This is a genomic window from Streptomyces sp. NPDC045956, from assembly GCF_056430705.1.
This window is the reverse complement of sequence record NZ_JBWKKZ010000011.1, coordinates 25,027-41,995: the sequence shown is the minus strand read 5'-3', so window position 1 is coordinate 41,995 and position 16,969 is coordinate 25,027. Positions and strand designations below refer to the sequence as shown.

Annotated in this window: 18 protein-coding genes; 8 read left to right on the top strand and 10 right to left on the bottom strand. The window is 73.4% G+C overall.

Features of this window, described 5'->3' with window-relative positions; all coding sequences use genetic code 11:
• Positions 1-2 precede the first annotated feature (2 nt).
• Entirely contained in the window at positions 3-257 is a 255-nt protein-coding gene (locus AC07FV_RS26480; RefSeq protein ID WP_053133327.1) for a MoaD/ThiS family protein, read from the bottom strand.
• 62 nt (positions 258-319) lie between these two features.
• Entirely contained in the window at positions 320-1,204 is an 885-nt protein-coding gene (locus tag AC07FV_RS26475) for an alpha/beta hydrolase (RefSeq protein ID WP_479089756.1), read from the bottom strand.
• 257 nt (positions 1,205-1,461) lie between these two features.
• On the opposite strand from AC07FV_RS26475, the gene AC07FV_RS26470 reads away from it, so the two are divergent.
• The 5 genes from AC07FV_RS26470 to AC07FV_RS26450 all read left to right on the top strand — a co-directional run bounded on the left by AC07FV_RS26470 (position 1,462) and on the right by AC07FV_RS26450 (position 6,764).
• On the top strand, positions 1,462-2,259 hold the full coding sequence (locus tag AC07FV_RS26470) for a response regulator transcription factor (protein ID WP_479089754.1): 798 nt from the start codon (positions 1,462-1,464) through the stop codon (positions 2,257-2,259).
• Positions 2,260-2,313: 54 nt separating this feature from the next.
• On the top strand, positions 2,314-3,336 hold the full coding sequence (locus AC07FV_RS26465; protein WP_383650414.1) for a LacI family DNA-binding transcriptional regulator: 1,023 nt from the start codon (positions 2,314-2,316) through the stop codon (positions 3,334-3,336).
• A gap of 121 nt (positions 3,337-3,457) precedes the next feature.
• On the top strand, positions 3,458-4,525 hold the full coding sequence (locus AC07FV_RS26460; RefSeq protein ID WP_479089752.1) for a S1C family serine protease: 1,068 nt from the start codon (positions 3,458-3,460) through the stop codon (positions 4,523-4,525).
• A 71-nt stretch (positions 4,526-4,596) separates the two neighbouring features.
• Positions 4,597-5,337 carry a response regulator transcription factor gene (locus AC07FV_RS26455; protein WP_479089750.1) on the top strand — a complete coding sequence of 247 codons (741 nt, stop codon included), beginning with the start codon at positions 4,597-4,599 and terminating at the stop codon, positions 5,335-5,337.
• On the top strand, positions 5,334-6,764 hold the full coding sequence (locus AC07FV_RS26450; protein WP_479089748.1) for a sensor histidine kinase: 1,431 nt from the start codon (positions 5,334-5,336) through the stop codon (positions 6,762-6,764). Before AC07FV_RS26455 ends, AC07FV_RS26450 begins: the two co-directional genes overlap by 4 nt.
• 10 nt (positions 6,765-6,774) lie before the next feature.
• Here AC07FV_RS26450 and AC07FV_RS26445 read toward each other — a convergent pair whose 3' ends face one another.
• Entirely contained in the window at positions 6,775-6,981 is a 207-nt protein-coding gene (locus AC07FV_RS26445) for a DUF397 domain-containing protein (RefSeq protein WP_479089746.1), read from the bottom strand.
• Positions 6,978-7,811 (bottom strand): helix-turn-helix domain-containing protein, encoded by an 834-nt coding sequence (locus tag AC07FV_RS26440; RefSeq protein ID WP_479089744.1) that lies wholly within the window; start codon positions 7,809-7,811, stop codon positions 6,978-6,980. Before AC07FV_RS26440 ends, AC07FV_RS26445 begins: the two co-directional genes overlap by 4 nt.
• Before the next feature lie 119 nt (positions 7,812-7,930).
• On the opposite strand from AC07FV_RS26440, the gene AC07FV_RS26435 reads away from it, so the two are divergent.
• Entirely contained in the window at positions 7,931-8,218 is a 288-nt protein-coding gene (locus AC07FV_RS26435) for a hypothetical protein (RefSeq protein WP_479089743.1), read from the top strand.
• A gap of 136 nt (positions 8,219-8,354) precedes the next feature.
• Positions 8,355-8,954, top strand: coding sequence for a Uma2 family endonuclease (locus tag AC07FV_RS26430; RefSeq protein ID WP_458418313.1), 600 nt, complete (start codon positions 8,355-8,357; stop codon positions 8,952-8,954).
• Positions 8,955-9,041: 87 nt separating this feature from the next.
• Here the strand turns inward: AC07FV_RS26430 and AC07FV_RS26425 are convergent, their stop codons facing one another.
• Complete coding sequence (locus AC07FV_RS26425) at positions 9,042-10,868, bottom strand: bifunctional metallophosphatase/5'-nucleotidase (RefSeq protein ID WP_479089742.1); 1,827 nt, start codon at positions 10,866-10,868, stop codon at positions 9,042-9,044.
• A gap of 172 nt (positions 10,869-11,040) precedes the next feature.
• On the opposite strand from AC07FV_RS26425, the gene mshD reads away from it, so the two are divergent.
• Positions 11,041-11,970 (top strand): mycothiol synthase, encoded by a 930-nt coding sequence (gene mshD / locus AC07FV_RS26420; protein WP_479089741.1) that lies wholly within the window; start codon positions 11,041-11,043, stop codon positions 11,968-11,970.
• Positions 11,971-12,260: 290 nt separating this feature from the next.
• Here the strand turns inward: mshD and AC07FV_RS26415 are convergent, their stop codons facing one another.
• The 5 genes from AC07FV_RS26415 to AC07FV_RS26395 are packed head-to-tail and all read right to left on the bottom strand — an operon-like array spanning position 12,261 to position 16,749.
• A complete protein-coding gene (locus AC07FV_RS26415; protein ID WP_479089740.1) occupies positions 12,261-12,935 on the bottom strand; it encodes an ABC transporter in 675 nt (224 codons plus the stop codon).
• The gene (locus AC07FV_RS26410) at positions 12,923-14,440 is read right to left on the bottom strand and encodes an ABC transporter permease (RefSeq protein WP_479089739.1); all 1,518 of its coding nucleotides are present in this window, start codon (positions 14,438-14,440) and stop codon (positions 12,923-12,925) included. The genes AC07FV_RS26415 and AC07FV_RS26410 overlap by 13 nt, the downstream gene beginning before the upstream one ends.
• On the bottom strand, positions 14,437-15,297 hold the full coding sequence (locus AC07FV_RS26405; RefSeq protein ID WP_479089737.1) for an ABC transporter ATP-binding protein: 861 nt from the start codon (positions 15,295-15,297) through the stop codon (positions 14,437-14,439). Before AC07FV_RS26405 ends, AC07FV_RS26410 begins: the two co-directional genes overlap by 4 nt.
• A 49-nt stretch (positions 15,298-15,346) precedes the next feature.
• Positions 15,347-16,210, bottom strand: coding sequence for a cupin domain-containing protein (locus AC07FV_RS26400; protein WP_479089735.1), 864 nt, complete (start codon positions 16,208-16,210; stop codon positions 15,347-15,349).
• On the bottom strand, positions 16,207-16,749 hold the full coding sequence (locus AC07FV_RS26395; RefSeq protein WP_383650439.1) for an RNA polymerase sigma factor: 543 nt from the start codon (positions 16,747-16,749) through the stop codon (positions 16,207-16,209). The genes AC07FV_RS26400 and AC07FV_RS26395 overlap by 4 nt, the downstream gene beginning before the upstream one ends.
• Positions 16,750-16,969 lie beyond the last annotated feature (220 nt).

The window sequence follows — 16,969 nt, the reverse complement described above, 5'->3', positions numbered from 1 at the left end:
GCTCACCCTCCTGCGAACGGCGGGAGCACCTCGACCGTGCCGCCGTCGGCCAGCCGTACCGTCTCATGCCCGCGGGTGCCCACGGGGTCGCCGTCGACGAGGAACGAGCAGCGCAGCAGGACGCGCGTGAGTTCGCCGGGGTGCCGCTCGCGCACCGCGCCGAGCGCGTCGGCGAGCGTCGCCGCCTCGTACGGCTCCTCGGCCACCCCCGCCGCGGCCTTCGCGGCGGCCCAGTAGCGCACCGTGACCTTTGCCATCTGGATCCTTCGTCGCCGGTGCCGATCGGCGTCCGTGCCGATCGGCGGTGAACACCGCCAGGCTAGCCCGCCCGGGCCACGGCCCAGTCGCCGATCCTGTGCAGCAGCTCCTCGCCGGACGCGTGCTCGGCGTGGCCCATCCCCGGTTCCACCCAGAGTTCCCCGTGGTCACCGGCCGCATCGGCCAGCATCCGGGGGTGGTCGAGGGGGAAATAGCCGTCCCGGTCCCCGTGCACGACCAGCAGCGGCGTCGGCGCGATCCGCCCCGCGGCCTCCACCGGCGACAACGGCACCGGGTCCCAGTCCCGGTGGTGGATGCGGGTGCGCAGGCCGTAGCGGCCCACCAGGCGCCCTGTGGGCCGCATCACCAGCCAGTGCAGCCGGCGCATCGGCGCCGTCCCCCGGTAGTACCAGCGGGCGGGGGCGCTCACCGACACGACGGCGTCCGGGCCCGGCCCGCCGTCGTCGCCGGACAGGGCGGCGTGGCGCAGCACCACCGAGCCGCCCATGGAGAAGCCGACGGTCACCACGCGCGCGTGCCCGAAGCCGCGGGCCCAGGCGACCGCCGCCGCCAGGTCCAGCACCTCGCGGTCGCCGACGGTCGACCGTCCGCCGGAGGCGCCGTGCCCGCGGAAGGAGAACGTGACCACCGCGCCGTGGTGCGCGAGGGCCTCGGCGATCCGCCGAACGTGCGGGCGGTCCGCGTCCCCCGTGAACCCGTGCGCGACGACGAAGACCAGGTCGGGGGCGTCGCGACCGGCCGCGCCCGGCGCGTACACGGCGTCGATCGGCACCCCGTCGGAGGCGCGGAGGAAGGTGCGTGCGGACGTGCGGCGCGGGGTCCCGGAAAGCCCCTCGGAGGACGCCCCGGAGGGTGTCTCGGAAGGCGTCTCGGGATGTGGACGAATGGTGGGACGCGCCACATGTCCCGCCCGGCGGTTGCTCATGTCGGCTATTCTGCTGGGCAGAGGACTCGGGCAACGTAGCCCCCGGGTCCTTTTGTGCTTCCGGGAGCGTTGCACGGCGGTCGCCGAGCGATCGCCGAGCGTTCACCTCCCGGCCGTGCAGCGGGCCCCACGGGCACGGGATCCGCACCCGTACGAAGCAGTGCCGTAAACGTCCTCGCAGGGACCGAGGAGGAACCAGACGTTATGGGCGAGCGAACCGTGCACGACCGTGAGACGACCCAGGCAGGTGGGGCGCGATGAGTTCTCTGCTGCTCCTGACCAACGCCCTCCAGCCGTCGACGGAGGTGCTTCCCGCCCTCGGCCTGCTGCTGCACAACGTGCGGGTGGCACCCGCGGAGGGCCCCGCCCTCGTCGACACCCCGGGCGCCGACGTGATCCTCGTCGACGGGCGCCGTGATCTTCCCCAGGTGCGCAGCCTGTGCCAGCTGCTGCGTTCCACGGGGCTCAGCTGTCCGCTGGTCCTCGTCGTCACCGAGGGCGGCCTCGCCGCCGTCACCGCCGACTGGGGCATCGACGACGTACTGCTGGACACCGCAGGCCCGGCCGAGGTCGAGGCCCGGCTGCGCCTCGCCATGGGCCGCCAGCAGATCGTCGGCGACGACTCCCCCATGGAGATCCGCAACGGCGACCTGTCGGTCGACGAGGCCACGTACTCCGCCAAGCTCAAGGGCCGGGTCCTGGACCTGACCTTCAAGGAGTTCGAGCTGCTGAAGTACCTCGCCCAGCACCCGGGCCGGGTCTTCACCCGCGCCCAGCTCCTCCAGGAGGTGTGGGGGTACGACTACTTCGGCGGCACCCGCACGGTCGACGTGCACGTCCGGCGGCTGCGCGCCAAGCTCGGCCCCGAGCACGAGTCGCTGATCGGCACCGTCCGCAACGTGGGCTACCGCTTCGTCACGCCGGAGAAGCCCGAGAAGGCCGACAAGGCAGACAGGGCAGACAGGGCAGACAGGGCAGACAGGGCAGACAGGGCAGACAAGACGGAGAAGGCGCAGGCGGACGCGACGGCGGGAGCGGCTTCCACCAAGGTATGAACCAAGGGGTGATACGCCCTGCCCGGGGCGCATCCATCCGCGTAGACTCCGCGCGTGGCCAAGGTGACTCGGGATGACGTGGCGCGGCTGGCGGGGACTTCCACCGCCGTCGTCAGCTATGTCATCAACAACGGACCCCGGCCGGTCGCCCCGGCCACGCGCGAGCGTGTCCTCGCCGCGATCAAGGAACTGGGGTACCGGCCGGACCGGGTCGCCCAGGCCATGGCGTCGCGGCGCACGGACCTCATAGGCCTGATCGTGCCGGACGCCCGCCAGCCCTTCTTCGCGGAGATGGCGCACGCGGTCGAGTGGGCCGCCTCCGAGCGCGGGAAGATGGTCCTCGTCGGCAACTCCGACTACGTCGGCGAGCGCGAGGTCCACTACCTGCGCGCCTTCCTCGGCATGCGGGTGTCCGGCCTGATCCTGGTCAGCCACGCGCTGAACGACCTGGCCGCGGCCGAGATCGACGCCTGGGACGCCCGGGTGGTCCTGCTGCACGAGCGGCCCGAGGCCATCGACGACGTCGCCGTCGTCACAGACGACCTCGGGGGCGCCCAGCTCGCCGTGCGCCACCTGCTGGAGCACGGCTACGAGTACGTCGCCTGCATGGGCGGCACCGCCGAGACACCGTCCGTCGGCGACCCGGTCTCCGACCACGTCGAGGGCTGGAAGCGGGCCATGAAGGAGGCCGGGCTCTCCACCGAGGGCCGGCTCTTCGAGGCCCCGTACAACCGCTACGACGCGTACCGCGTGGCGCTGGAGCTGCTCGCCGGCCCGCAGCGGCCGCCCGCGATCTTCTGCTCCACCGACGACCAGGCGATCGGCCTGCTGCGCGCGGCGCGCGAGCTGCGCATCGACGTGCCCGGCGAACTGGCGGTGGCCGGCTTCGACGACATCAAGGAGGCGGCCCTGGCGGACCCGCCGCTGACGACGGTCGCCTCGGACCGGTCGGCGATGGCGCGGGAGGCCGTGGACCTGGTCCTGGACGACGGCCTGCGGGTGGCGGGCTCCCGGCGGGAGCGACTGAAGGTGTTCCCGTCGCAGCTGGTCGTACGGCAGTCCTGCGGCTGCGCGTAGGGCCCGCCCGGCGCCGTCCGGCAGGCCTTCCGCCTGTCTTTACATCGGGCATACGAGGTTCTGCCGGGCTTCTCAGACAGTACTCAGGCCGCTCTCATCAGCGGGCGGGAAGCTCATGAACATGACCGAGAGCCTCCGCCGGAACGGCGAGTACGAGCACGCGCACCCGTACCAGGGAACCCAGCAGCACGCCTCCTCTCCCGTCAGCCCCGAGTGGCCGCCCCCGCCGGCCCAGCCGCCCGCCGCCGCCTTCGCGGAGGACGGGCCGGAGCAGCCCGGACAGCCCGAGCAGCCCCGCCGCAGGCGCACGGCCCGTCGCGGCCCCGCCGCCCTGCTCGCGGCCGTGGCGATCGTCGCGGCGGCCGTCGGCGGCGGCACCGCGTACGGCATCCAGGAGCTGACCGGCGGCGACACCGTCGCCTCCAGCTCCACCAGCACCAACGTGGTGCCGTCCAGCCAGAAGGGCACGGTCTCCGGGGTCGCCGAGGCGGTCAGCCCGAGCATCGTCGAGATCAGCGCCACCTCGAACGCCGGCTCCTCCACCGGCTCCGGCGTGATCATCACGGGTGACGGCGAGATCATCACCAACAACCACGTCGTCGCCGGCGCCGACTCCGTCAAGGTCAGGACCAGCGACGGCAAGCAGTACACCGCCCGGGTCGTCGGCACCGACAGCGGCAAGGACCTCGCGCTGATCAAGCTGGAGGACGCCTCCGGCCTGAAGGCCGCGACCCTCGGCGACTCCGACGGGGTCGGGGTCGGTGACCAGGTCGTCGCGATCGGCTCCCCGGAGGGCCTGACCGGCACCGTGACCAGCGGCATCGTCTCGGCCCTGGACCGCGACGTGACCGTCTCGACGGACGAGGGGCAGCAACAGCAGCAGGGTCAAGGACAGGGGCAGGGGCAGGGCGGTGGCTGGCCGTTCGAGTTCGGCGGTCAGGAGTTCAACGGCGACACCGGCTCGTCCACCACGACGTACAAGGCCATCCAGACGGACGCCTCGCTCAACCCGGGCAACTCCGGCGGCGCGCTGATCGACATGAACGGCAACATCGTCGGCATCAACTCCGCGATGTACTCGGCGACCGAGTCCTCCGCCAGCGCGGGCAGCGTCGGTCTCGGCTTCGCCATCCCCATCAACACCGTCAAGGCCGACCTGTCCGCGCTGCGCGCCGGTGCCGACGGCTGAGCGGGCCCGCGAACGTGCGACGCTGAAGGCGTCGGCAGCCCGTACCCCATCGCATCCGAGGACCCGAGCCCATGAGCCCCGCAGAAGGCGACCGCGACCGTGAGACCCGGCGCATCCTGATCGTCGACGACGAGCCGGCGGTCCGCGAGGCCCTCCAGCGCAGCCTCGCCTTCGAGGGATACGACACCGAGGTCGCCGTCGACGGCGCCGACGCCCTCCGGAAGGCGGCGGCGTACCGGCCCGACCTGGTCGTCCTCGACATCCAGATGCCCCGCATGGACGGCCTGACCGCCGCCCGCCGGATCCGCGGCGCGGGTGACCTCACCCCGATCCTGATGCTCACGGCACGCGACACCGTCGGCGACCGGGTGACCGGCCTCGACGCCGGCGCCGACGACTACCTGGTCAAGCCCTTCGAGCTGGACGAGCTGTTCGCCCGGATCCGGGCGCTGCTGCGCCGCAGCTCCTACGCGGCCGCCGTCGACGCCGCCCACGGCAACGACGACACCCTGACCTTCGCCGACCTGACCATGGACCTGGCGACGCGGGAGGTCGTGCGGGGCGGGCGGCCGGTGGAGCTGACCCGCACCGAGTTCACCCTGCTGGAGATGTTCATGGCGCACCCGCGCCAGGTGCTCACCCGGGAGCAGATCCTGAAGGCGGTCTGGGGCTTCGACTTCGAGCCGTCCTCCAACTCCCTCGACGTGTACGTCATGTACCTGCGCCGCAAGACCGAGGCGGCGGGCGAACCGCGCCTGGTGCACACCGTGCGCGGCGTCGGTTACGTCCTGCGGCAGGGCGGCGCGGAGTGAGGAGACTGGTCCGGCGCCTGCGCACCCTGCCGCTGCGCTCGCGCCTGGCGCTGCTGGTGGCGGCGGCGGTGGCGTTCGCGGTCGCCGCGGTCTCGGTGACGTGCTGGTTCCTGGTCCGCGACCAGCTGTACAAGCAGCTGGACGACCAGCTGCGCAGCGAGCAGGTGTCCCGGGGGCTGCTGAACAGCATGCTGCGCAACTGCCAGTCCGGCACGCCGCAGGAACTTCCCCAGGTGCCGAACGCCCCCGTCGTCACCATCCTCTACTCGGACGGCTCGACCTGCGTCAATCCCGGCGACGAGGAGCTGCGCGTCCAAGGCGCGGACCTGGACGTCGCCGACGGCCGGGCGAAGGACGCGCTGCACACCGCGCGGACCACCGACGGCACCACCATGCGCGTCTTCACCCAGCGGGTCCTGGACGCGACCAGCGGCCAGGTGCAGCCGGGCATCGCCGTCTCCATCGCCAAGCCGGTCGAGGACGTGACCAAGCCCCTCTCCTCCCTGGTCTGGGTCCTCCTCATCGTCTCCGGTGTCGGAGTCATCGGCTCCGGCGCCGCCGGCCTCGCCGTGGCCCGGGCCGGTCTGCGTCCCGTCGACGAACTCACCGAGGCCGTCGAGCACGTCGCCCGCACCGAGGACCTGGCCGTCCGCATCCCCGTCGAGGACGGCGGGGAGGACGAGATCGCCCGCCTCTCCCGTTCCTTCAACAGCATGACCTCGTCCCTGGCCAGCTCCCGCGACCTGCAACAGCAGCTCATCGCCGACGCGGGCCACGAGCTGCGCACCCCCCTCACCTCCCTGCGCACCAACATCGAACTCCTCACCCGCAGCGAGGAGACCGGCCGCCCGATCCCCGAAGCCGACCGCAGGGCGCTGCTCGCCTCGGTGAAGGCCCAGATGACGGAACTGGCGGCGCTGATCGGCGACCTCCAGGAACTCTCCCGCCCCGACACCGACCAGCACGCGGGCCGCACCCGCATCCTCGCCTGGCACGAGGTCGTCGAGTCCGCGCTGCGCCGCGCCCGTCTGCGCGGCCCGGAACTGACGATCACGGCGGACGTCCACCCCTGGTACGTACGGGCGGAACCGGCCGCCCTGGAACGCGCGGTGGTGAACATCCTGGACAACGCGGTGAAGTTCAGCCCCGAGTCCGGCACCGTCGACGTACGCCTCGCCGACGGCGTCCTCACCGTCCGCGACCACGGCCCCGGCATCCCCGCCGACGAACTCCCCCACGTCTTCGACCGCTTCTGGCGCTCCCCGTCGGCCCGCGCGCTGCCCGGCTCGGGCCTGGGCCTGTCGATCGTGGCCCGCACGGTGCAGCAGGCGGGCGGCGAGGTGGGCCTGACCCCGGCGGAGGGGGGCGGTACGACCGCGACGGTCCGCCTGCCGGGGGCGCCGGTGCCGCCGCCGGAGGTGCCGTGAGGGACGGCGCCTACGCGGGCCGCCCCCGCATGCCCGCCAGGAACGCCGCCCAGGACCCGGCCCCGAACACCAGCACCCGCCCCTCCGGCACCTTGCTGTCCCGCACGGGGACGAGCCCGGGGCAGCCGTCGGCGACCTCGACGCAGTTCGTACCGCCCCCGTCGCTGTAGGAGGACTTGCGCCAGGTCGCGGCTGTGAGGTCAGGGAGTCGGTTCATGATCTGCGCTCCTCCAGAAGGCCCTTGATGAACGCCATCGACTCCACCGCAGTCAGAGCCGCGTCCCTGACCAGATCGTAGGACAGGCGAAAGGACAGGACCTTGTCCGGATCGTCGGTCAACTCGCCGAAGCCGTTGCCCTCCGCATAGGCGACCGGATCGCCGACGCGTTGCCACAGGAGCCAGAGATGGCTGTCCATGAGGTCGTGCACCCCTGCCGTGTAGGGCAGCACCTGAAGCGCGACCGAGGGGAGATCCGCCGCGTCCAGCAGGTGGGAGAGCTGGTCCCGCCACACCTTCACGTCCGGGACGCGCCGCCGCAACGCGCCCTCGTCCAGGATCACGCGGACACTCGGCGCGGGTTGGCGGTACAGCAGCTCCTGCCGCCCCAGACGCAAGGCGACCTGCTCCTCGACCGCTTCGACGTTGCCCGCCGTTGTCTGGGCGCCCGACAACCCCGACAACACGGCGCGGGCATAGTCCTCGGTCTGCAACAGACCCGGTACCCGGAGCTGGAAAAGCCACATCACCCGAGCCGTCGCCTCAAGTTCCATGAACGCCTTGTACTTGTCCTTGACGACCTCGTGGCGCGCGTCCCTCCACAGCCGGACCAGCAGGTCGCCCGTGCCGTGGTACCTGTCCAGGTCCTCCATGACCGCCTGCTTGGAGAGCCGTTCGCCCTTCTCCAGGCGGAACAGGTAACTCTTGTCGTACGACGTCTCCTCGGCGAGCTGCCCGAGCGACCTGCCCGCCTTCTCCCGCAGTATTCGAAGCGTCTGCCCGAGTTCCGCACGCCTCGATTCCCGTTCCCCGTCCGGACCTTGCGCCACTTCACTCCTCCCCGTTGTCCGGTCCGCAGGCAACCCCGGACCTCTTTCGCAGCGTACGCCGGGACAGTGACGCTTCACACACGGAAAGTGATGAACTGCTCTCGAAGGGAAACGCACCGATGAACTCATCCCTCCGCCTCCTCCCCTGGACCACCCCCGAAGGCAACCCCTGCTACCTGAGCACCGACGACAGCCACAGCCTGCTGTCCCGGATCGCCGATGACATCGAGGCGGCCCAGCTGGACTCGGGCGAGCAGGTACTCGCGGGAGCCAGGGCCGTGCTCGCCGACCGGAAGGCAGGCGAGCGGGCGGTGCGGTTCGCGCTGACCAGGGCGACGGAGTCGCTGGAGGACGTGCTGAGGGTCGCGGTCAGCCGTGGGCGGCGCATCCCCCACCCGGTCGAGTGATCCGGCCGCATCTCACCTGGTCGGCCGCGCCGGCATCCGTAGCGTGAGCGTGCTGCTTGTGGCCCGAACCCGCTCAGCCCACACTTGAGGAGGTGACGTCACCATGACCGCTCTTGCGCACGAGAGGCCCGAAATCATGCCCGAGTTCTCAACGCTGGGCCTGGACGAGGTCGTGTGGCAGGCATGGAAGGCCATGGAACTCCCCGAGGGCTACCGCGCCGAGATCATCGAGGGAGCCATCGAGGTGTCACCCACCGGTCGCCTGCCCCATGCCCGGATCGTGAACCGGCTACGGGACGCCCTGGTGCGTTTTCTGGGAGAGGGCGAGTATGCGGCCTATCAGGACGCGAACGTCGTCTTCCGGCGCAAGGTCTGGATTCCCGACCTCTTCCTCGCGCCCGAGGATCTGGAGCCCTACGCGGACGAGGACGGGCTGGGTGTCGACGCGGCGGCGGTCCGGCTGGTGGTCGAGGTGGTCTCGCCCGGCAGACTCAACGAGGACCGGGACCGCGTCAGGAAGCGCCGTGAGTACGCCCGCGCCGGTATCCCCGTCTACGTGATCGTCGATGACCACGATGCCCAGGGGACCGTCACGGTGCTCACCGAACCCCGACCCGACAAGGGCGACTGGCTGGGCGTCGTACGAGTCCCCTACGGGACGGACGCCGAGGTTCCGAAGGGACCCGCCACGGGTTTCGTGATCGGAGAGGCCGTCACCGGACCCAAGCGACCCTGACCCGGCGCGGCAGGAGGAAGCGGAAGGGGCCCGGTGACCCCGCACGGTGCTGCGGGGTCACCGGGCCCCTGGCGGAGCCGAGGTCGGCTACCGCACGATCGTGATGCGGTCGGCCGTCGGTACCGCGAGCGGGTCGGCTGCCGAGGAGTTGGCCGTCAGGTACTGCTCCAGCGCCGTCAGGTCGTCCGCGCCGACGAGTTCGTTCGCGCCCTCGCCGAGGGTCGGGAAGCCGTCGCCGCCGCCCGCGAGGAAGCTGTTCGACGCGACGCGGTAGGTGGCCGCCGGGTCGATCGGGGAGCCGTTCAGGCGGACGGAGTCCGTCACGACGCGGTCCGCGCCCGTCTTCGTCAGGTCCAGGGTGTAGGTCAGACCGGACGAGACCTGGAGGATCTTCGGGGCCGCCTCGTTCGGGCCGCTCACCTGCTCCTTGAGGACCTGCACGAGCTGGGCGCCCGTGTAGTCCTGGAGGTTCACCGTGTTGGCGAAGGGCTGGACGGCGAAGGCCTCGGCGTAGGTGACGACGCCGTCGCCCTCGCTGCCCGTGGACGCGTGGGTCAGGGATGCGCGGATGCCGCCCGGGTTCATCAGGGCCAGGTCGGTCTCCGGGTCCTGGGACCTGCCGTACGCGAGCTGCGCGTCGGCTATCAGGTCGCCGAGCGGGGACTCGGTGCCGTCACGGGATATGTCGCCGGCGATGTAGCCGATGGGGCGGTTGCCGATCGGGGCGGCGAGGGTGTTCCACCGGCCGATCAGGCGGGTCATGTCCGGCGCCTTCGGGACGTCCCGCGTCACCACGTGGTTGGCCGACTTCACCGACGTACGGGCGATGTCACCGGTGCGGCGGTCGTACGTCAGCGTCGTGTCCGTGTAGAGACGGCCGAAGGACGAGGCGGAGGTGACCATGCGGGGCTGGCCCGCCGGGTCGGGGATCGTGCAGACGTACGCGTTGTGGGTGTGGCCGGTGACCAGCGCGTCGACCTGCGGGGTGACGTTCTTCGCGATGTCGACGATCGGACCGGAGACGCCGTCGCCGGCGCCCGGGGAGTCGCAGTCGTAGTTGTAGGACGTCGATGCCGGGAAGCCGCCCTCGTGGACCAGGGCGACGATGGACTTCACGCCCTGGCGCCGGAGCACCTCGGCGTACTTGTTGATCGTCTCGACCTCGTCCTTGAAGGACAGGCCCTTGACGCCCTCCGCCGAGACGACGTCCGGGGTGCCCTCCAGGGTCACGCCGATGAAGCCGACCTTGACGCCGCCCTGCTTCCACACCCAGTAGGGCTTGAGGAGGGGCTTGCCGGTCTTCTCGTCGAGGACGTTCGCCGCCAGGTACGGGAAGTCGGCGCCCTTGAAGCGCTTGTCCGTGTAGCAGCCCTCGGTGGGGTGGCAGCCGCCGTTCTGGAGGCGGGCCAGTTCCCTGGCTCCCTCGTCGAACTCGTGGTTGCCGACGGTCGTCACGTCCAGGTCGAGGGCGTTCAGCGCCTCGATGGTCGGCTCGTCGTGGAACAGGCCGGAGAGCAGCGGGGACGCGCCGACCATGTCGCCGCCGGCCGCGGTGACGGAGTAGCGGTGGCCCTTGCGCGCCTCGCGCAGGTGGGTGGCCAGGTACTCGACGCCACCCGCGTCGACCGTCTTCGTCGTGCCGTCGGGCTGCACCTCGGTGACCCGGCCGGAGGAGCCGGCCGGCGGCTCCAGGTTGCCGTGCAGGTCGTTGAAGGAAAGGAGCTGGACGTCCTGGTAGCGGCCGGTCCCGTGACCGTGGCCGCCGTGGCCCCGCTCGCCGTCGCCCGCGTTCGCCGAGGCGGGCAGGGCCGCGGCGGCGAGCGCGCCGGCGGTGACGACGGTGGCGGCGACGGCGAGGAGACGGCTCGTACGGCGTCCGCGGCGCGGTTGGTGCGACTGTGCTGTGGCTGGCATGCGCCCCCCTGTGGGTGTGCGTGACGCGAGCCGCTGAGGAGAGGGCTCGCCGGCGCAGCAGCCTAGAGTCAACGCGCGTAGCGCGACAGGGGTTTCCGGGTTACATCCTGGTTTACCTTGCTCGTCCTCGGCTGCCGCCGGTTTGCCGCGGGCGCCCCTTACCCTCGTACGCATGACCAGCGACGACTCCGTGCGGCCCGGCCGCCCCCGCTCGATCGAGACCCTCGCCGAACTCACCCCGGAGCAGACCGACGCCGTCCTCGCCCTGCTCGCCGAGGCCGCCCGCAGGGACGGGCAGCAGGCGGTGTCCGAGCAGGGCCGGCTGCAACTGCGCGGGCCCGCGCGGGAGGGCGTCTCGCACCTGCTGCTCTCCGTGAACGGTGGCGACCTCGTGGGCTACGCCCAGCTGGAGGGCACCGACCCGATCGAGCCCCCGGCCGCCGAGCTGGTCGTCCACCCCTCGCACCGGGGGCAGGGCCACGGCCGGGCGCTGGGCGCCGCGCTGCTCGCCGCGTCCGGCAAGCGGCTGCGGGTCTGGGCGCACGGCGGCCACTCCGCCGCACGGCACCTCGCGCAGGTGCTCGGGCTGACCCTGTTCCGCGAACTGCGCCAGATGCGTCGCCCGTTGGCCGGCCTGGACCTGCCGGACCCGAAGCTGCCCGAGGGCGTGACCGTCCGCACCTTCGTGCCCGGGCAGGACGACGCGGCCTGGCTCGCGGTGAACGCCGCCGCCTTCGCCCACCACCCCGAGCAGGGCTCCCTCACCCAGCGGGACCTCGACGACCGCAAGGCCGAGGCGTGGTTCGACCCGGCGGGGTTCTTCCTGGCCGAGCGGGACGGCAGGCTGATCGGCTTCCACTGGACCAAGGTGCACCCCGAGGAGCGGCTCGGCGAGGTGTACGTCCTCGGCATCAGCCCCGACACGCAGGGCGGCGGCCTGGGCAAGGCCCTGACCACGATCGGCCTGCGGCACCTGGCGGAGGCGGGGCTGCCCACGGCGATGCTGTACGTCGACGCCGACAACAAGGCGGCGGTGTCCGTCTACGAGCGCCTGGGCTTCACCACCCACGAGACGGACCTGATGTACCGCACGGAGACCTGAGCAGGACGCCTCCGGCCGGCTCACCGGTGTGGCGCACCCGGCCGGTTCACTGGCGCCGCGAGCCCGGCCGGTCCACCGGCGCGGTGCGCTTCAGACCCGTCCACCGACGCCGCGCGCACCCGGCCGATTCACCGGCGCCACGCACCCGGCCGGTCCACCGTCGCGGTGCGCTTCGGGCCCGTCCGCCGACGCCACGCGCACCCGGCCGATGCACCGGCGCCGCGCACCCGGCCGATGCACCGTCGCGGTGCGCTTCGGGCCCGTCCGCCGTCGCCGCGCGCCCGGCCGGTTCACGGCGTGGCGCGCTGGGCCGGTCCGCCCGCGCCGCGCACCCGCCGCCCCCGGCGCCCCAGCGGCTCCGGCCCGCAGGCCGCCCCCACCGTCGCCGCCGCGGCGCACAGCACCGCCCACCGGTCGTGCCCCCGCGCCCACCCCGGGTCGTCGGGCGTCACGAAGAGCCCCCAGGTCTCCGGCGTCAGCAGCGGCGCGAGGACGGCGGCGAGCAGCAGGGCCACCGCGACGGCCCGCCCCGGACGGGCCTCGCCGGTCAGCCGTACGGCCGCCGCGGCACCGGCGAGCGCCAGGGCGCCCGTCGCCCCCGCCTCCAGGGTGATGTCGCCGGCCGGGGGCCGGGACGCGGAGGGGACGAGCAACAGGACGGCAATCCACCACAGCACCGCGCCCGGTGCGACCAGGGCCACCCGCAGCGCCTGCCGCAGCGGGCGCCGGGCCGGCACGGGAGCGGTGAGGTGCCGCGCCGGGTCGTCGAACAGGAAGGCCAGACCGAGCGCGCCGATCAGGGCGGTGCCGCGCAGCAGGGTGAGCGTCTGCCAGGGGGTGGGCTCCGCACCGGTCAGGCCCGGTACCGCGGCGACCAGCAGGCCGAGCGCACCGGCCGCGGCCAGGGCCCGCCACGGCAGCGTACGCCCCACCGGGACGACCAGGGCCGGCGTCACTCGTCGCACGAGTCGGCCTTCTCGGGCCCGGCCACGCCGAGCAGTTCGGCGACCCGGGCCGTCGTGACGCCCGGCGAGGTCAGCTCGGCCCAGTGCGTCCTCACCCGCTCCGCCACCCCGGCGGGCGGCTCCTCCAGCAGGCGCCGTACGACGTCCGTCTGGCCCTCCGTCATGGTCAGCGGGTCGGTGGGCGCCAGGACGATCGCGGAGCCCCGCACGCTGTCGTCGAGGCGGACCCGGCGCAGGGCGTCCATCGGGTCTTCCATCCAGCTGAGGGAGAGCCACATGACGGTGACCATCCGCCCGTCGCACACCTCGCTCGCCGCCTGCTCCGTGCCCGCGACGAGCACCGCGGCGACCGCGCTGGAGAACTCCGGGACCCGGTTGCCGCCCCAGGCGGTGCCGACGGTCACCTGGTCCGGTGCGGCCAGCGCGGGGATCGCGGCGTCGCCGTCCAGGCCGTACCGGGCCTCGATGCGCTGCCGTACGACGAGCGGCCGGTCGTGCGCGGAGCCGCCCGCCAGGGACCGGACCCGGTCCACGACCCCGGCCCAGGTCTCCGTCCGGGGCACCCATTCCGGGAACGCGCAGTACGTCGTACGGCCGCGCTCGACGCAGGTGTGCTCCGGCCGCACCGAGGCACGTTCGCGGGCCGCGGTCAGCTCCGGGGACGGTGCCACGCCGCCCGCCTGGAGGACACCGCCCGTGACCGCCAGCGCGAGGGCCAGGGCGGTGCCCGCCCGGACGGCGAGGGTGCGCCCGCCGGCGAGGAGCACGGCGAGGAAGGCGGCACACAGGCCGGCGCCCGCCAGGTAGAGGGCGTGCCAGGCGGCGGGCCGGCCCAGCAGGTCGGAGGGCAGGGTGTGCGAGCTGACCGCGGTGACGGCCGGGGCCAGCCACGACAGGCCGCCCTCGCCGCTGGGTCCCGTACCGAGCATGAAGGCGAACAGCAGCACCACCACCAGCAGGGGCGCGGCGAGCGGCGAGGGCAGCAGGCGGGCCGCCAGCACCCCGAGCGCTCCGAACAGCAGCACCGTCAGCGGTCCGACGGCCAGTTCGGCCGGTGACCCGTGCCCGACCGCGCCCGGCTTGAGCGCCTCCCAGGCGAACTGCCCGGCCACGCACACCGCGGTCAGCAGGGCGACCGGCACGACGGACAGCGCGTGGGCCGCCGTCCGGCGCCAGGGCTGGACGACGAGCACCCCGAAGTGGTCCTCGGTGCCGTGCCGCAGGGACCGCAGCGCCCCGAGGTTGGTGCTCACCAGGACCGCAAGTCCGACGAGCATCGGCATGCCCTGGGTGGCCCGGTCGGCGTCCTGGAGGGCCGGGTAGCCGTCCCAGGAACTGCGTCCGCGCCACACGATCCAGGCGAGGTACGCGACGAAGGCGAGGACGACGGGCACGCTCGTGAGCGTGCGGCGCGCCTCGAAGCGGGCGAGGGCGAGCACGGACCGGGCCCCACCGCGCCGCTCGGCCTCCACGGCGGGCTCCGCCGCCGTCAGCAGGGCGCTCACGCGGCCACCTCCGCGTCGGCGCCGTCGAGGACGAGCAGGTAGCCGTCCTCCAACGCGGGTTCGACCAACTCCGCTCCCGGGGGCGGATCGCCCACGTTGCGGAAGGTCCCCGCACCCGTGCGCCAGCCGGCCTTCGCGCCCGCGTCCCGCTCCCCGCTGCTCCACACGCGCCCGGCGGCCCGTGCGGTCAGTTCGGCGGGCGTGCCGTCGAACCGCACCGCCCCGGCGGCCATGACGACCACCCGGTGGCAGAGCATCGCGACGTCCTCGGTCTGGTGGGTGGACAGCAGCACGGTCCGCCCTTCCCCCGCCCCGGCGATCAGCTCCCGGAAGCGCATCCGCTGCTCCGGGTCCAGGCCGACGGTCGGCTCGTCGAGCACGAGGAACGCGGGGTCGCCCACCAGCGCGGCCGCGAGCGCGACCCGCTGCCGCATCCCGCCGGACAGCTTCTTGATCCGGCGGCCGCGGACGTCTCCCAGGTCGACCTCCTCCAGCACCCGCCGCACCTCGCGGTGCCGGGCGGAACGGTCCGCCAGCTCCTTCAGGATCGCGACGTAGTCGACGAACTCGAAGGCGGTGAAGTCGGGGTGGAAACCGGGTGTCTGCGGCAGGTACCCGAGCCGCCGCCGCACCTCCTGCCGCCCGCGTGAGGTGCCGGGATCGTGCCCGAGCACGGTGAACGCCCCCCGCTCGGGCGGCACGGCGGTGGCGAGCACGCGCAGCAGCGTGGTCTTGCCGGCCCCGTTGGGACCCAGCAGCCCGGTGACGCCCGGGGTCAGCCGCAGCGACACGTCGTCGAGGGCGCGGGTACGGCCGTAACGGAGGCTGAGCCCGGAGGCGGAGACGGTGGGGTTCATACGGTGCTCCCGTACACGAAGGAAACAAGGAAGAAGAAGAGAAGGGACGTCACACGGCACCGCGCACGGCGGTGTCGAACCGGTCGCGCACCAGCAGCAGCAGCCCGACGCCCGCCACCGCCACGGCACCGCAGACGCCCTGTCCGGCGGCGGTGAACGGCGCGAGCGGAACGTCGTCGGCCGCCCGCGCCGCACCCGCCACCGACAGCACGGCCACCCAGGCCCCCGCGACCGCGGACGGCGCGGCCACCGGTCCCAGCCGGGGCGTCAGCGCGAGCCCGGACGCGGTGAGGGCGAGCCCCGGCAGCAGCCAGGCGAGGGCGCTCAGCTCGAACCCCGGCAGGGCGAGGCTCGCCAGGGCTCCGGTGCCCAGGGCCACGACGAGCACGGCGACCGTGCGGATCATCAGCAGCCGGAAGCCGTGCAGGGGCGCGACGACCGTCATCTCGTACGTCGGGTCCAGCGCCGGCCCGTAGGCGAGCGCCACCCCGGCCAGCGGCAGCAGCGGAGCGAGCGCGAGGAAGAGGGTGGGCCGGCCGGCCGCGCCCGCCGAGAAGGCCACGACGAAGGTCGTCAGCAGTACGGTGACGACCGCGCCGAGCCAGGACCGGCGCAGCACGGGGGTCGCCGCGAGCAGCCGAGCGGTGCCGTCGTCGACCCCGCACCGCACCAGCAGGCCCTCGAACCACCCCGGCCGGGGCGCGTCCAGCTCCGCGTCGAGCCGCTCCCACCCGGCGTCCAGGGCGGCCGCGTCACCGACCCCAGCGAGCACGGCCCGGCAGTGCGCGCAGGCGGTCAGGTGGGTGTCGGCGGACCACAGCAGGGGTGCCGCCAGTTCTCCCCGGGCGTAGGCCCGCAGGTCGTCCTCGTCGACGTGCCAGGCCGCCCGGCGGTGGCTGTCCTCGTCCCTCATGCCAGCGCCTCCCGCAGCTGCCGGCGGGCGCGCATCGCCCGCGTCTTGACCGTGCCCGGCGGGATGCCGAGCAGGACGGCCGCCTCGCGGGTGGTCAACCCGTCGACGACCGTGGCCTGGAGCACCGCGCGCAGCTCCGGCGAGAGCCGGACGAGGGCGCCGGCGAGGTCCCCGTGCTCGACCCCGGCGAGCACACGCTCCTCCGCCGAGGCCTCCTCCCGGTGCCGCAGCCGCCCGAGCGCCTGCCGCAACCGGCCCCGCGCCCCGTCACCGCGCGCCGCGTCGACCAGCCGCCGCGACCCGATCCGCCACAGCCACCCCGCCACGTCACCGTCCTCCCGGTACCGCGCGCTCCCGCGCCACACCGCGAGGAACGTCTCCTGCACGACGTCGTCGACGACACCGCCGTCGGCACACCGGCCACGCATACGGGCGGTCAGCCACGGCGCGTACCGGCGGTACAACTCCTCGAAGGCTCCCCGGTCCCCGTCGTCCGCGACGGCCCGCAGCAACTCCCCGTCGCTCCTCGTCTCGCTCACACCCCCTCATCGGACGACCCCACCGGACCGGTTCACGATCTCAACGACGACTTCCACCCCGTAACCGAGGGGACGCCCCCGCGCATGGCGAGAAGTCCCGAGCCGAGCAGACGAGGCCCCGCACCCGCGCACGGCGAGAAGCAGCCCCGAGCGGGCGAGGCCCCACAGCCCCGTACGGCGAGAAGCCCCGACCCAAGCGGGCGACGCCCCACAGCCCCGT